This is a genomic window from Mycobacterium sp. 3519A (assembly GCF_900240945.1).
GTDB lineage: Bacteria > Actinomycetota > Actinomycetes > Mycobacteriales > Mycobacteriaceae > Mycobacterium.
The window spans coordinates 2,414,367-2,427,930 of record NZ_OESG01000014.1; the positions used below are offsets into that span (position 1 = coordinate 2,414,367).

A 13,564-nucleotide genomic window follows, 5' to 3' on the forward strand; every position below is an offset into this window, starting at 1 on the left:
CGCCATCCGGGAAGCAGAAGCACCAGCGCGACGCAGGTGCATCGCTACCGTTGCCCACACCGGTAGCGTGACACCGCGCAGGCCACGGTCAGCGGATCGTCCTTCTCGATCGGTTCGAGCACGGTCGGTCAACGAGGTATCTTCCGCTGCATGGCCGCATCGCCGACACCCCTGACGATCATGTTCTGGCCCGAATCGGCGTACGGGCCGACGAACCAGTGCATCGGACTGGCCGCGATCCTTCGCGATCGCGGGCACACCATCGTGTTCGCCGCCGAGAGTTCGTGGGCAGGCAAGCTGGCCCCGTTCGGCTTCATCGAGGAACTCGTCGACCTGGCCGAACCGCCGGCGGATGCGGACGAGCAGGACGCGGGCGCATTCTGGACCGACTTCATCACCGAGACCGCGCCGGAGTTCCGCAAGCCAACCATCGAACAACTCGGGTCGTTCATCCAGCCGACGTATCAGGCGCTCATCGACGGCGCCAAATATTGCGAACCCCGCCTGCGCGAGATCATCGCCACGCACCGACCCGTTGTCCTCGTCGAGGACAACGTGGTGCTCTTCCCGGCGCTCGCAACTTCGGGTGCGCCGTTCGTGCGCATTGTGTCCTGCAGTCCGTTGGAGATCAGAGGGCCGGGCGTGCCGCCGCCGTTCTCGGGACTGCCCAGCGCCGATCGGTCGCAATGGGATGCCTACCGAACCGAATTCGAGCGCACCCACCGCGCGATGTGGAGCGACTTCAACTCGTGGGTGCAGGCACAGGGCGCCGCGGCGCTGCCCGATCTCGAGTTCATGCCCCGCGGTGGAGCATCGAATCCCGCCGCCAACCTCTACGTGTATCCGGCCGAGGCCGACTATCTCGAGGCGCGTCCGCTCGACGACAGCTGGGTGAGAATGGATTCCAGCGTGCGCGAGACCGACGAGGACTACGTCATCCCGCCATCGCTGGCCGACCGACCTGACGACAGTGCCCTGATCTACCTGTCGCTGGGGTCGCTCGGCGGCGCCGACGTCGAACTCATGCAGCGCCTGGTCGACATCCTCGGCACCACCCGGCACCGCTTCATCGTCAGCAAGGGCCCGCAGGCGGATCGGATCACCCTGACGGACAACATGATTGGCGCACAGATGGTGCCGCAGACGAAGATCATCCCGCAGGTCGACCTGGTGATCTCGCACGGCGGCAACAACACCGTGACGGAGACACTGCACTTCGGCAAGCCGTTGATCGTGCTGCCGTTGTTCTGGGACCAGTACGAGAACGCGCAGCGGATCGACGAACTCGGCTTCGGCGTGCGATTGAACACCTACGGGTTCGCCGACGCCGAATTGACCGACGCCGTCGAGCGGCTGCTGGGCGATACCGCGCTGCGCGCCCGGTTGGCCGAGCAGGGCGACGCGATCCGCGCCCGCGACGGCCTGCGTGTCGGCGCCGACGTCATCGAGCAGGTCGGTGCGAAGTACCGGGCGTCGCTTGACTGACGCCTGCGACGTCATCGACGCGTTGGAACTCGCTGAGGGCTCACGGCTTTCGGTGCTCTCAAATCAGGCTGCCGTCCCGATGGTTCGCGATGGCGCGGGGCCGTGGCGGCGTGCTCATCCCGGCGACGGTGCCGCGGAGGCGTTGTTGACCCTGCTGGCCACTGTCGACGAGAGTCGCATCGGTAACTTCGCCGTGCGTTCGTGGCTGCGGCGCACGGCCGTCGGCGAGCGCCCCGTCGGTGTGGACCAGACCAACGAGTCCGTCATCGTCGGCGGCGCCGCCGTGGTCAAGTGGGCGACCCACTTGCAGCAGGGGCCGCATCCTGCGCCGCATCGGATCAGCGTGCTGCGCGACGCCGGATTCGGCGGGATGCCCGCACCGTGGGGAGTGGTCACGTGGCGAGCGCCGGATGGTACGGAGACGTTGGTCGCCAACGTGGACGAGTACGTCCCCGGCGCCGTCGACGGCTGGACCTGGGCTGTCGATCTGCTCACCGAAGCGGCTCGCGAACACCGCCCCGAAACGGCCACCGATATGATCCGGCAACTCGGGCGTCTGATCGCCGACATGCACGACCACCTGAGCGCGACCATCACCACCGCCTCCGCTCAGGACGCGACCCGGTGGCGTGAGTCCGCGAACTACACCCTCGAAACCGTTTGTGCACTCGGCGATTCAGCGTGCGTCGAATTGACGCGGCGCCGCCGCGACGACTTCGCGTCCGCATTCGAGAGCCTCGGCGAATTCGCGGGCACCCCGGTCATCGAGGGCCACGGTGACCTGCACGTCGGTCAGATCCTGCGCAGCGGCGATCGCCTGTTGGTCACCGACTTCGACGGCAACCCCGTACTCCCGGCTTCGCAACGGGCGCTACCGATCCCCGCAGCTCTCGACGTGGCTGGCATGACCCAGTCGCTGACGCACGCAACGATCGTCGCGGCCAAACACACTGAGCTCGAACCCGCGGCGCTCGCCGAAGTCGAGGCGATGGTGCGGGACACGTTCCTGGACGCTTACGCCTCGACCCTGCAGCATTCCGAGTTGTACGACCAGGATCTGCTCATGCCCTTCCGGCTGCAGCAGGTACTGCGTGAGATCATCTATGCCGCACGCCATCTACCCCGCTGGATGTATGTGCCCGATGCCGCCTTGCCCGCACTGTTGGGGACCGCCATATGAAGCAAGAAGGGTTCGCCGCCGACCTCTACCGCAAGCCCGAGGTGTTGCGGCGACTCGCCACGACGCTGGAGGCGGGCAACCCGTGGGCGCAGGTTGTTCCGCGCGACGTCGAACGGGTGGTGCTGATCGGGATGGGGTCGTCGGCCTACGCCGGTGGGGTAGCTGCGGCGCGGATGCGGGCGGCCGGGCTCGTCGCCACGTCCGAACTGGCGTCGTCGCAACTGCTTCCGGCGTGGGACGCCCGCACGTTGGTCGTTGCCACCTCCGCCAGCGGCCGATCCGCCGAAACCCTGAATGCGCTGGGCCGGTTACCCGCAGGAGCTCATGCCGTCGCCCTGACGAACACGCCGGGGTCACCGATCACCGAGGATTGCGGCTCGACCGTCATGCTGGAAGCCGAACCCGAAGTCGGTGGCGTAGCGTGCCGGAGCTATCAGCACACGCTCGCGTTGCTCATGGCGTTGGAGTGTCAGCTGCGCGGCGCGAGTACCGGACATCTAGCGAACGTGGTCGCGGCGGCGGCAGAGGCGTCCGCACAACTCATTGCCACCGAATCCGAATGGTGCCCAGCTGTTTCCGGCCTGTTGCTCGGCCCGCACGGTACGCATTTGGCCGCTCCGGCCCACCGGCTGTGCTCCGCCCAACAAGGTGCGCTGATGCTGCGGGAAGGACCTCGCCGCCCCGCTGTCGCCTGCGAAACCGGCGATTGGAGCCATGTCGACGTCTATCTCACCAAGACCACGGATTACCGACTACTCGTCTTCGCGGGTTCCAAGTGGGAGCCGCAACTGGCCGAATGGACGCAGGCGCGTGGCAGCACTGTCGTCGGGGTTGGCGGCGCTGTGCCCGGCGCACAGTACGACGTCCGCTACGCCGGTGACACCGATGACGACGTCAGATTGCTCACCGAGGTTCTGGTGCCCGAACTGGTCGCGGCCGCTGCATGGCAGTCGACCCTCGACGAGAGTTAGCCGACGCCCCTGAGTTCTGCTGTGGGATCACGGAACTCAGGATGTCCGCACCCGAGGCATCAATTTGCATCGGCAGCGGCCGGTAGCCGATCGTGTAGCCGGCCACCATATCGGTGAATTCCATTGCCAGCGGCGCCCGACCTTTGCCCCGCGGCCGGTACAGACCACGGGCACTTCAAGGTCACGAGTACGGCCGTCGCGGCCGCGAGTGTCGGAATTCGTCGGGATCTACCGGGCGCTTCTTCTTTGGAAGCCCTTCGACGACAAGCAGGTACGACTCGGTCACCAGATTGTCGACGAGTCGTGGTTCGATGCCGCCACCGGGATGAAGCGTGATCCAGTGCTCCTTGTTCATGTGGTACCCCGCGGTGATCTGCTCATGAGCTTCGCGCAGGAACTTCGCATCGGCGGGATCAGCCTTCAGGATGACGACTGGTTCTCCGGGCATCGCGGTATGCAGCATGAACACCTTGCCGCCAACCTTCCACAGGTCCCAGTCGCCGGAGGCCTGATGAGTCCGCTCCGCGCCGGGGAGCTCGTCAGCATGGGTAGCCGATCGCGCCTGCAGCCGCGTGTCATGTTCCATTGTGATGCTCCTGGTGGTCGCGCCGCGGTGGCTCACGACGCCGAGCCGACACGGCTCCGGGTCTAAAGGAAGGTGAACAGACGGTCGGGGTTCAATCTTGAGATCCGAGTCGTATAGGCCTTCTCCTGATGCGGGTAGCCCAACCCCATGAGAAGCGTTGTCGTGTAACCAGTCCCGACAATTCCGAACGCCTCATCAACGCTGTCCCGGTCGAAGCCCTCGAAAGGTGTCGCCTCGACACCGAGGGCGGCGGCGGCCATCATCGTCATTCCGACAGCCATGTAGGTCTGCTTCTCCATCCAGTGGTCCAAATCCTTGAACTTCGAGGATCGAATGTTGAGGAAGTCTCGGGTCATGAACTCCCACAGCTCCTGCTTCGACAGATCCGGGAAGCGGCCGTCGGCCCGTTCTTTGGCAAAAACTGCATCCATGTGCTCGTCGGGCAGGTCGGTCAGCGTAGTAACGATGATGTCGTGCGACGCGTTCTGGACTTTCTCCCCGTTGTCGCTGAAGCGTTCGCCCAAGTTGTTCGCGAGCTTCTCCTTGGCCTCCGGCGTTGCGAGAACGTAGAAATGGTTGGGCTGCACGTTGACCGACGTCGGAGCCGACCGCAGAAAACACAACAGCTGCTGCAACGTCTCTTCCGGGATGGTTCTCGTCGGGTCGAAATACCGCGTGAGGTGCTTGTCCATCAGCTTTGCGAGGTCCATGGGCTTCCTACTTTCTTTCTTCGTGAAACGGGTTTGGGTTATCGGCGGGTCGAGATCGTCAGTTCATCGACGGGTGCGAGCGTGATCGCCGACATAACAGGGCGGCATGCCGCTGGCGGCCCAGCGAGAGTATCACGCAATGGACTAAAAAGTCCTTTAAATGCGTTCATTCGCGGCGTCTCTGGCGTCTGAACTGCCACCTGTTCAGATGCGCAACCGGGCCTTGCAATCGCCGATATCCAAGGCACACAGGATGATTCGTAACTGTTGGCGTATCCTCGGCCCTTATGGGTGTCATACCGATCCGCATTGTCGGAGATCCCGCTCTGCATACTCCCACCCGTCTGGTATCCGTCAGCGCCGACGGGTCGTTACCGCTCGATCTTGCGCATCTCATCGGAGATCTGTACGACACGCTCGCGGCATCGAAGGGAGTTGGCCTGTCGGCCAACCAGATCGGAGCCGACCTTCGCATCTTCGTCTACGACTGCCCGCGAGCGCGTGTGGAATCCGCACGCATCCGGGGTTGCGTTGTCAACCCGGTGCTGGAGACTGCCGATTGGCCTGCGGGTCCACCCGATCCGGTCAGCGACGAGGAGGGCTGCCTATCAGTGCCGGGGGAGAAATTTCCGATCGCCCGCGCGAACTGGGCACGGGTCACCGGATTGGATGCGGACGGTGAGCCAGTCACGGTGGAGGGCACTGGACTGATCGCACGAATGCTGCAACACGAAGTCGGGCACCTCGACGGTGAGCTATACATCGATCGCCTGGCACCGCCCTACGCCGTCCGCGCCTCCGACGCTGTTACCGCACATGGCTGGGGGGTCCCGGGGCTTTCCTGGACGCCCGGTGTCGATCCGAATCCATTCGCTGATAGCGGCAACACGCGAAAGTAGATTTCCGAACAGAGGCAATCGCCACCAAGACAGTTGCGTTGACCCCATCCGGCTGTGCGCGGGCGTCATGATCGCTTTACCGCAGGTTTAGGAGTCGACCGAGCGGTCCACCATGACGAGCCTTTGTCAGCCATTGATCAGCTCGACGATGTGGCCGAAGTCCAGGTTTGATCCGAGCGCCTTGAGGTCTCCCTCGACTAGCCTCGTGGCCGCCTCTCGGGTGGCTCCGAGAGCGTAGGTATAAGGGTCGACGCCAAGGCTGATTCGACGCACACCGATCGTCTGCAGTTCTGCGAGTGTAGCGGCATCGTGCGGGCTGACTAGGACATTGACCGGCTTGGGGGCGACAGCGTTGATGACTGCGCTAATCGAGGCGCGATCAGGCAGATTCGGTGCGTAAAGGACGTCAGCTCCTGCCTCCGCGAATGCGGCAAGGCGGCGGATGGTGTCGTCGAGGTCGGAAATGCCCCACAAGAAGTTGTCCGTACGGCCGGTCAAGACGATCCGTCCGCGCGCAGCTGCGGCGGCAGCCTCGATGCGGCGAACCGCATCATCGAATTCACGAATCGGCTTGGTGGGGTCACCGGTGGTGTCCTCGACTCCGATGCCAGCCAGACCGTAAGCGATTGATGCCTCGACAGTGGCACGGACGTCTTGGGGCGTCTCGCCGTAGCCGTCCTCGAAGTCGCCGTTGATCGGAAGTCCACTCACGGAGGTGAGTAAGGCGGCGTGATCGAGATGCTCGTCACGGCTGACGGCGTGGATGCCGTCGATCCGGCCAAGCGTCGCGGCGAGAACCGCGGATGAGGTGGCGATGGATTTGAATCCGGTTTCCTTGAAGAGCAGAGCCGACGGTCCATCCCATGCGTTGGGCATGATGAATGTTGCGGGACCACGGTGGAGTTCGGTGAACTCTTCGTAACGTGCCCGGGCTGCTGCGTCGTTCATGGCGGAGCTGTCCTTTCAATGATCCGCGAAGTTCTATCCAGTGGGATGGGAAGTGCGAGAGACGAAGATGACCCACGCCGCGGATGTGGGCGGCCACACGTACGCAGCAGTTCGCTACACATCGCCGCGCTGAATATGGAGAGTGCCGCGTAGATCCGGCTGGAACTGGCGCGGGCCATGACGACCGGGCCGGTCTGTGGGGCTGCCGTAGATGCCGTCATCGTTCCACGTCTTTCAGATACTTGATATCGCTCGACCTCGAACCAATCGCCGTGGTCTTCGGCGGTCGGGCGGTTGTTGTACCGCCGGGCTGGACTGGCTGGAAGTTGTTCTTGCTCTTCACCAGAGCTTCTCGCGAGCAGGGTGAATAGTCATCACCCCCAGCACATGTTCACCCGGGTGACTCCTGCGCGGCCGACTGTCTTTGCGATCGATTGTGGGGCAGGTCGACGGGTCACAGTGGGACTACCGGCCATTCGTTGTCGACGCGAGCCATGATGTTGAAGTAGTTGGTCAGTGTGTTGAGCGCCAGGTTGGCCACGAGTTCTCCGATCTCTTCCTCGGTTACGCCGGCCTGACGCGCGGCGCTGATGTCGGATTCGTCGACGTCGCCGAAGTTGGCAGCGATGGTGTTCGACAATTTCAGCAGAGCGGCTACGTGTGGATCGTCAGATTCGCACCTGCGAGCCTTCGCCAGTTCGGCCGCATCAACCTTGTTTGTGGTTGCACCAACGTAGGTGTGCGACGACAGGCAGTACTCGCATCCGTTGAATTCAGCGGAGGCGATGGCCAGACGCGCACGAGTGCCCGCTGGAATGGTCCCACCGGCTACTGCGGTGAATAAGGCGAGGTAACTCTTGAGTAGAGCGGGGCTGTTTGCCATCACTTTCGTCATGTCCGGGATGGAACCCAACGTCTTCTTTACCTGCTTCAAGAGGTCGGCGGCTTGGCCGTGCGCCGCACCGGGCTCGATGGGGGTGAAGTAGGTCATTGCGGGTTCCTCTCGTAGGGATCGACGTCTAATGGGCTTGACGGACAAATCGATTCGCCTGCATGCTCGGGAGCTCTTCATTCCCGCGCTTCTGCAGTAGGTGGGCAAGTTCGGATTCCTCGGCGAGTAGCGGATTCCACGATGACCAACTTCGCCGACACTGGAAGCCGTTCCTGTATAGCGCGACGAATGCCACTGCGCCGGGGTAGCGGGCAGTTCGCGTGCACACGTGAATCCTTCGTTCTGAGCCTGACTTTCGCTGAGGCGCCGACCCTCACCAACTGAGGCTTGGCGTGAATAACCTGCAGCATGTCGTCGCAATTACGGTCGATGGTGATGCCCCTGACGCCCATCTGCGGACCCATCGAGTGGCCGCGCTGCACCTGATGATCAACGCCACACGATGTGGCTATCGGGGCGTCTGGACTCCAAGTCTAAACCCGTACGGACCATATAGTCCACTAAATCTCGCCCCCGTCCGACGACCAACGCTTCGAGTTGGCATTTCGGCGAATCGGCACGGGGTTGCTCGAATCCTAGTGTGCGAGAGGAATATCGGGGATAAGCCGAACATCGGAATCGTCGTTGCTGGTGGCGCGACCGCCGATGTTTGCACGGCAGCGTGCGAGCAGTTGACCGCGGCGACGACGACGGCGCCTGATCGGGAGACGCACGGTCTGTGGGTGTGGGCACAAATGTCCATAGTGCTCGAACGGCTGCCGATACAACTGCACCATCCGGTTGGTGCGAAACGGAGGCCAGAAGATGTGGTTGGCGAAGAAACCATCGCCGTAGAACGCCGCCAATTCGGCCGCCTCGGGTGTTCGGAGGGAACCGTGCCAGACGAACGGCGGGGCGCCGTCCATCGCGGTGCCAGCGTGACGCCTTGCAGCGTTATCGCTTGCCGGCGGTCTCGGGGCGGACCGGATTCTTCGTCACATGCACGGCGCGGCTGTCGGAGACCACGCCAGCGGTGGGTAGACAGGCATCGGATACATGGGAGCCGACGTGTTCGCCCAGTTTCCAGCGGGCATCGGAGCGTTGTGCCATGGGCAGTAGATGGTCTCGGCGGCGGACGTGATGCTGTTCGCATCGTCGAAGGAGTACGGCCCGCCGTAGCGCTGATCCAGCGCATATAGCGCTTGCATTGGCGATTGGCCGGTGTCGCGCCGCTGACACGTTGTTATCGCCTGGGATCGCACGAGTGGGAAGTTCCATACCACCAGCGCGCGCTCCTGATCGGGCCGCGTCAGCAGCCAGTAGAAGCGAGCGTCGGAAGTGTTGTTCACCGGATGGGTCTCTACCTCGGGGACGTTGGAGTACCCTGCGCCGCCCCGATCGTCGGCGTGGGCGGCAGGCAAAACGAGCAGCCCTGCCAACGGCGCAACGGCCAACACCAGGCGTGCAGCCAGCTTCTTGACGGCTTCCCTTTTCATCGGGACCGGTCCGCGTTCGTCGAACTCATGATGCTTCTCTTGGGTAGGTGTGACGAGTTACTCGCAGGCGAGTCATCGACGTCTCGCCCCGTTGACGAGTGGGTGCCGCTCGAGAAGGGCACCCATCCCGTGAATTCTGTTGTTTAGCAAGCGTTCTGGCTGACAGTGATGTGGTCGGCCTGGCCTGCGACCTGTGTACCGCAGACGTTGAGGCTCAGCACACCGGCCTCGTCCTTCTTCTGCTTGCCTGCCTCGACGACGCCTGCGAGGTTGACCACGGTGTTGCCGCTGCTGTGTTTGGCGGTAGTGGTCTTGCCGGCGAGGGTGAGGACGTTGTTGCTCGTACCGTCCACCTCGGTCTCGGCGAAAATCGAAAGGGCGCCGCTGTCGGTGGTCTGCGGATCCTGTCCGACAGTGGACTTGCCGTTGAAGGCGATGGCAGTGTTTCCCGTGCCCTTGCCCGTGGAGATTGCCGCGGACGGACTCAGGAAGCTGATTGCCAAGGCCGCGTTGTCCTGGGTGGCCCGTGCGTAAGCGCCATCCTCTGTTTGATCTCCGAACCCGATTGTCCCGGCGCCGTCGGTGCCGGGATCGAGGGAGATGCCAGGGGCTGCCGAAGCCGTGCCGGCACCGACCATTGCGGCTGCGACGGCACCGGCGAACACGGCACCAGCGGTGAACTTCCGAATACTCATACTTCTTCTCTTTCTGTTGGCGACCCCGTTCGTCGGGGCCTCGCGACCGGACCACCCGGCCTCGACATCCCGGCGCTTTCTGGCTCACGACAGCTTCAGTCGTTCGTATCCGCTTGTGGGGCATTGCATTGAGGGCCGCGACGCTTGAACCTGACCCGCGGCCCGCCGAGCCAACCCCGCAAACGTCTCGACGGGCCTCGTGCCGCCACGAGCCGGCGGGTCAGGTGCTAGCAAGAATAGGAAAGAAACAGCAACAATGTCAATAAAACGGAGAAAAAATCCGGAACATTTGTTCTGATGGCAAGCGACGGCCAGGGGTCGTCCGAGCTAGCAGCTGTCGAGATCCTGACGTCCGCGCCGATTTCTACGACGCGTGGCAAGCCGATGGTGAGAGACTGAAGACACTCATCAGCGCGAGGAGGACCGCGATGGCCACGGTGTATGTGGTGACGGCGGGCAGTGGCGACACCTATCGCGTCGAACGGGTCTACCTCGACCGCGACGAGGCATACGGATTTACCGAGGCATACAACGGAATGGCCCCCATTGAGCCTGTTCAAGTCGAGGAATGGGCGTCCGGTGCGCCGCCGGCGGCCTACGACGGCCCTTACTGGCGGGCGCAGTGGTGGGCGCGGGTGCCGGTGAGTAAGCGGCGCGGCGAACTGCGCCGCACCCGTGAGGGAGAGCGTTTCGACGACTTTGAGATCCGCCAGGAATGGTGGACCGGTGACGCACTGCCCGATGCCACAGTGGTGCGGCGCGAACTGGCGGGGGTGCCGAAGGTCGAGGTGGTGGGTCAGTCGAAGGAGAGGGTGGAGGAGCTGTTCTGGGAGACGATCACCCAGGTCAGAGCGGATCTGGCTGGAGTCTCCTGGAAGTAACTTCCGATCTTGTCCGCGTCAGACGGAAAAAAATGCGCGCGGCGACTCGACATTTCCGCCCCTGGCGGGTCATGATCCATCAATGGACCTGGAACGCCTGGGCCACCAGATCGTGAGTCGGCGCGTCGCGCTGGGCTATCGCACCCGCACCGACTTGGCCAACAGCCTTCAGCTCACCGTGCGTACCCTCGCCGACATCGAAAACGGGGTACGCAGGGCCAGCCCAGGCACCTACGCGATGCTGGAGAACAAGTTGGGTTGGGCGCCGGGGAGTATCGACACCATCCTGGCTGGCGGTGAGCCCAAAGAAATGGTTGTCAAACTTCACCGCGACAGTTCTGAGCGTCGATACGACTCGTTCGTCGTCGACGCGCTATCGCGAGCCTCTACCGAAGAGTTGCTGTTGGAGTTGCGCCGCCGCATCATCCGCCCCCGCGATAGACGCCGCGAGATGTGGGACGACGACGACGGCCTCGACTCGCATGGAGATTGGCCTCAGGAGGGTTAGCGGCTCCGGGCCGCGGACCACGAATCATGCTGGCCGACTGGGCCATTGCACATGAACTTGGTGGCGTTTCTCACGCACCACCGTGCGACCGAGACCGGCCCAGCCGCCATTTGGTCTTCTTCGGCGTTTGGTAGAGGTCATGCGTCCAGGCCTCCATCATGTCCTCGGCCTCACCGCTGACGGGGTTGTTCGTCACCTGCCAACCGAGGCTCTCGATCTGCGCCGTGCACCACCGGATCAACGAGCCGTCCGCGCCGATCTCCTGCGCCAGCAGCACCCGCTCGTCGGACCCCAACTTGTCGCTGAAGGCGTCCATACAGTTCTTCACCCGCCAGTACGGGACGGCGCCGTCGAACTGCCGACACAGATCCAGCAGTTCCTTGTGAGCCTGCGCAAGGAAAGGCGTCAGCGGTGTCTCGTCGGCGTCGTCGTGCACCTGGACCGGCACATCGGCGGGCGGGCTGTCTTCGGGTCCTGCCAACGCGCGATATTTGATGCGCAGTTCTTCGAGTTCCGCCGTGGCCGCCTCGGCTCGCTCGCGCCACCATTTGAGGTGGTACTCGACCAACTTCGACTCACAGGCAGCGCAGACCGAGGCCGGCGGCCCGGCTGCCGGATCCAGCGGATTCCCGACCGCGGCCCCGCAGAGCGCCTGGTCATCGCGGCGGTTCAGATAGTCCTGGTGGTGCACTACCGACGACGAGGTTTCCCGCAGATAGGTGTGGGGTGGTTCCACAAGGCGAACGTAGTCGACGGGCGCCACGGCTCTCACCGGTTCTGTCAAATGTCCAGTGGCTCAACCTGATTCGGGTGGCTACTCAGGGTTGTATCGCCGCAGGGGGGCCTGGCGCCACGCCCGCGGCCGCAGGTCGCAGGCGGGCGATGATGCCGTCGAGATCGAGGCGGAACATGTCCGGCCGGAAGATGTGGCCGCCGGGCACCTCGTGCGGCTCATGTGGAATGCCGGCCGCCCTCAGCCGGTCGCGGAACTCCCGCTGACCGGCGAGCACCTGCGTCTCGTTGACGCTGTCGAACCAGTTGAGCGGATCCGGACTGGTGCCTGCGACCAGGAAGATCCGCTTGTTCCGATAGCTCTCGATGCGCTCGATCGGGTTGTCGGCGCTGACCCGCGCCTGGTCCCACAGTGGCGCACCGTAGACCGTGCCGCCCGCCAGGTCCAAGACCGCCGAGGTGATGTTGGCCCAGTGCACCACCAGGCCGAAGTCGCGCCGCAGGCTCGCCGGGCCGGAGTGCGCGCTGACCGACGCGAAGTGGCCGTAATACTTGGCCGCGTACTTCAGCGCGCCGAAGCCGCCCATCGAGAACCCGCCCACCGCGCGGCCGTCGTACTCGGCGTACGTCCGGAAGTTTGCCTCGATCCACGGCAGCAGCTGGGCGATGTGGAACGTCTCCCAGTTCCGCGGGCCGACGAACGAGGTGACCGGATTGGAGTACCAACCCGCCTGCCCACCGTCGGGCATCACGACGATGATCGGCTTACCGGCTGTCAGCTCGCGGATTCCGAGGAAGTCGAACTGGCGGAAGTCGGCCGCGCCGCCGTGGAACATGTAGAGGACCGGGTAGGTGCGTCCGCTGGTGCGGTAGTCGTCCGGCAGCAGAACGTTGACGCCGGGGTTCCAGCCGATCGCCGCCGTCTGGAACCGGTAGTACCACAGCCGGGGATCGTTCTCGTTGCGGTCGACGATGCGTAGCCCGAACCCGTCGCTGCGGCCGACGAAGATCACCAGCTTGTGCCCGACGTTGATGACGGCGGGGTCGGCGATCCCGTTGACAGCGGCGATCACCGGATAGAACGCGGTGTCCCCGTAGAACCGCAACGCCAAGGCGGACAACGTGTCGCCGGGGGCAACGGTATACCTGGTGATGTCCGGGATGATGAGTTGCTGGCCGGCGTTCAGCGGGCCCGACTCGGCGATGCCGGTGGCGTCCGCGATCAGCTTGTCCAGTTCGGCGTCACCATAGAACCTCGACGCCAACTCCGGCAGCGTGTCCCCTGCGGCCACCGAGTACCTGATGAAGTCGGGCATCACGAGTCGTTGCCCCACGTTGATCAAATTCGGATTCGGGATGCCGCTGGCGGTGGCGATCAGCCGGTACAGATTCGCGTCGCCGTAATAGCGCAATGCCAAGGACGACAACGTTTCCCCCGCGACAACCGTATGTGTTCTGACCATTGATTCGCTCTCCCTGTGGCAACTGGCTCGGCACTCGAGGTGGTGCTGTCGCGATTCGCTGTGAAGCAATCCGTGGCAT

Annotated in this window: 14 protein-coding genes and 1 pseudogene; 6 read left to right on the forward strand and 9 right to left on the reverse strand. The window is 63.8% G+C overall.

Features of this window, described 5'->3' with window-relative positions:
• The first annotated feature begins 150 nt into the window (after positions 1-150).
• From C1A30_RS32910 to C1A30_RS32920, 3 genes are read left to right on the forward strand one after another with little or no spacing between them, the layout of a single operon-like run.
• On the forward strand, positions 151-1,485 hold the full coding sequence (locus C1A30_RS32910; RefSeq protein WP_101952383.1) for a glycosyltransferase: 1,335 nt from the start codon (positions 151-153) through the stop codon (positions 1,483-1,485).
• Entirely contained in the window at positions 1,478-2,665 is a 1,188-nt protein-coding gene (locus C1A30_RS32915) for a glucosamine kinase (RefSeq protein ID WP_235010309.1), read from the forward strand. The genes C1A30_RS32910 and C1A30_RS32915 overlap by 8 nt, the downstream gene beginning before the upstream one ends.
• A complete protein-coding gene (locus C1A30_RS32920; RefSeq protein WP_101952384.1) occupies positions 2,662-3,636 on the forward strand; it encodes an SIS domain-containing protein in 975 nt (324 codons plus the stop codon). Before C1A30_RS32915 ends, C1A30_RS32920 begins: the two co-directional genes overlap by 4 nt.
• A 181-nt stretch (positions 3,637-3,817) precedes the next feature.
• Here C1A30_RS32920 and C1A30_RS32925 read toward each other — a convergent pair whose 3' ends face one another.
• Together C1A30_RS32925 and C1A30_RS32930 are read right to left on the reverse strand one after the other, a co-directional pair.
• Positions 3,818-4,222 carry an MmcQ/YjbR family DNA-binding protein gene (locus C1A30_RS32925; protein ID WP_101952385.1) on the reverse strand — a complete coding sequence of 135 codons (405 nt, stop codon included), beginning with the start codon at positions 4,220-4,222 and terminating at the stop codon, positions 3,818-3,820.
• 62 nt (positions 4,223-4,284) lie between these two features.
• The gene (locus tag C1A30_RS32930) at positions 4,285-4,932 is read right to left on the reverse strand and encodes a nitroreductase family protein (RefSeq protein WP_101952386.1); all 648 of its coding nucleotides are present in this window, start codon (positions 4,930-4,932) and stop codon (positions 4,285-4,287) included.
• A 287-nt stretch (positions 4,933-5,219) separates the two neighbouring features.
• Between C1A30_RS32930 and C1A30_RS32935 the strand changes: the two genes are divergently transcribed.
• On the forward strand, positions 5,220-5,831 hold the full coding sequence (locus C1A30_RS32935; protein WP_101952387.1) for a peptide deformylase: 612 nt from the start codon (positions 5,220-5,222) through the stop codon (positions 5,829-5,831).
• A gap of 126 nt (positions 5,832-5,957) precedes the next feature.
• On the opposite strand, the gene C1A30_RS32940 is transcribed toward C1A30_RS32935, so the two are convergent.
• The 5 genes and pseudogenes from C1A30_RS32940 to C1A30_RS32960 all read right to left on the reverse strand — a co-directional run bounded on the left by C1A30_RS32940 (position 5,958) and on the right by C1A30_RS32960 (position 9,901).
• Entirely contained in the window at positions 5,958-6,779 is an 822-nt protein-coding gene (locus C1A30_RS32940; RefSeq protein WP_101952388.1) for an isocitrate lyase/phosphoenolpyruvate mutase family protein, read from the reverse strand.
• Positions 6,780-7,233: 454 nt separating this feature from the next.
• Positions 7,234-7,770: a carboxymuconolactone decarboxylase family protein gene (locus tag C1A30_RS32945; RefSeq protein WP_101952389.1), complete on the reverse strand. Its 537-nt coding sequence runs from the start codon at positions 7,768-7,770 to the stop codon at positions 7,234-7,236.
• A gap of 695 nt (positions 7,771-8,465) precedes the next feature.
• Positions 8,466-8,636: pseudogene (locus C1A30_RS36300) on the reverse strand (5,10-methylene tetrahydromethanopterin reductase); the annotation flags it as partial.
• 69 nt (positions 8,637-8,705) lie between these two features.
• Entirely contained in the window at positions 8,706-9,206 is a 501-nt protein-coding gene (locus C1A30_RS32955; protein WP_101952390.1) for a DUF732 domain-containing protein, read from the reverse strand.
• Positions 9,207-9,349: 143 nt separating this feature from the next.
• A complete protein-coding gene (locus tag C1A30_RS32960; protein WP_101952391.1) occupies positions 9,350-9,901 on the reverse strand; it encodes a hypothetical protein in 552 nt (183 codons plus the stop codon).
• A 428-nt stretch (positions 9,902-10,329) separates the two neighbouring features.
• Between C1A30_RS32960 and C1A30_RS32965 the strand changes: the two genes are divergently transcribed.
• A complete protein-coding gene (locus tag C1A30_RS32965; protein WP_101952392.1) occupies positions 10,330-10,782 on the forward strand; it encodes a hypothetical protein in 453 nt (150 codons plus the stop codon).
• Between the two features lie 82 nt (positions 10,783-10,864).
• Positions 10,865-11,290 (forward strand): helix-turn-helix transcriptional regulator, encoded by a 426-nt coding sequence (locus C1A30_RS32970; RefSeq protein ID WP_101952393.1) that lies wholly within the window; start codon positions 10,865-10,867, stop codon positions 11,288-11,290.
• Positions 11,291-11,360: 70 nt separating this feature from the next.
• Here the strand turns inward: C1A30_RS32970 and C1A30_RS32975 are convergent, their stop codons facing one another.
• On the reverse strand, positions 11,361-12,026 hold the full coding sequence (locus C1A30_RS32975) for a hypothetical protein (RefSeq protein WP_235010311.1): 666 nt from the start codon (positions 12,024-12,026) through the stop codon (positions 11,361-11,363).
• Positions 12,027-12,108: 82 nt separating this feature from the next.
• The gene (locus C1A30_RS32980) at positions 12,109-13,485 is read right to left on the reverse strand and encodes an alpha/beta hydrolase-fold protein (RefSeq protein ID WP_101952394.1); all 1,377 of its coding nucleotides are present in this window, start codon (positions 13,483-13,485) and stop codon (positions 12,109-12,111) included.
• Positions 13,486-13,564: the final 79 nt, after the last annotated feature.

Excerpts from the sequence above, each read along its gene's own strand:
- C1A30_RS32910 (WP_101952383.1), top strand. The coding sequence starts at position 151 with ATGGCCGCATCGCCGACACCCCTGACGATCATGTTCTGGCCCGAATCG.
- C1A30_RS32920 (WP_101952384.1), top strand. The coding sequence starts at position 2,662 with ATGAAGCAAGAAGGGTTCGCCGCCGACCTCTACCGCAAGCCCGAGGTG.
- C1A30_RS32925 (WP_101952385.1), bottom strand. The coding sequence starts at position 4,222 with ATGGAACATGACACGCGGCTGCAGGCGCGATCGGCTACCCATGCTGAC.
- C1A30_RS32930 (WP_101952386.1), bottom strand. The coding sequence starts at position 4,932 with ATGGACCTCGCAAAGCTGATGGACAAGCACCTCACGCGGTATTTCGAC.
- C1A30_RS32935 (WP_101952387.1), top strand. The coding sequence starts at position 5,220 with ATGGGTGTCATACCGATCCGCATTGTCGGAGATCCCGCTCTGCATACT.
- C1A30_RS32940 (WP_101952388.1), bottom strand. The coding sequence starts at position 6,779 with ATGAACGACGCAGCAGCCCGGGCACGTTACGAAGAGTTCACCGAACTC.
- C1A30_RS32945 (WP_101952389.1), bottom strand. The coding sequence starts at position 7,770 with ATGACCTACTTCACCCCCATCGAGCCCGGTGCGGCGCACGGCCAAGCC.
- C1A30_RS32955 (WP_101952390.1), bottom strand. The coding sequence starts at position 9,206 with ATGAAAAGGGAAGCCGTCAAGAAGCTGGCTGCACGCCTGGTGTTGGCC.
- C1A30_RS32960 (WP_101952391.1), bottom strand. The coding sequence starts at position 9,901 with ATGAGTATTCGGAAGTTCACCGCTGGTGCCGTGTTCGCCGGTGCCGTC.
- C1A30_RS32965 (WP_101952392.1), top strand. The coding sequence starts at position 10,330 with ATGGCCACGGTGTATGTGGTGACGGCGGGCAGTGGCGACACCTATCGC.
- C1A30_RS32970 (WP_101952393.1), top strand. The coding sequence starts at position 10,865 with ATGGACCTGGAACGCCTGGGCCACCAGATCGTGAGTCGGCGCGTCGCG.
- C1A30_RS32980 (WP_101952394.1), bottom strand. The coding sequence starts at position 13,485 with ATGGTCAGAACACATACGGTTGTCGCGGGGGAAACGTTGTCGTCCTTG.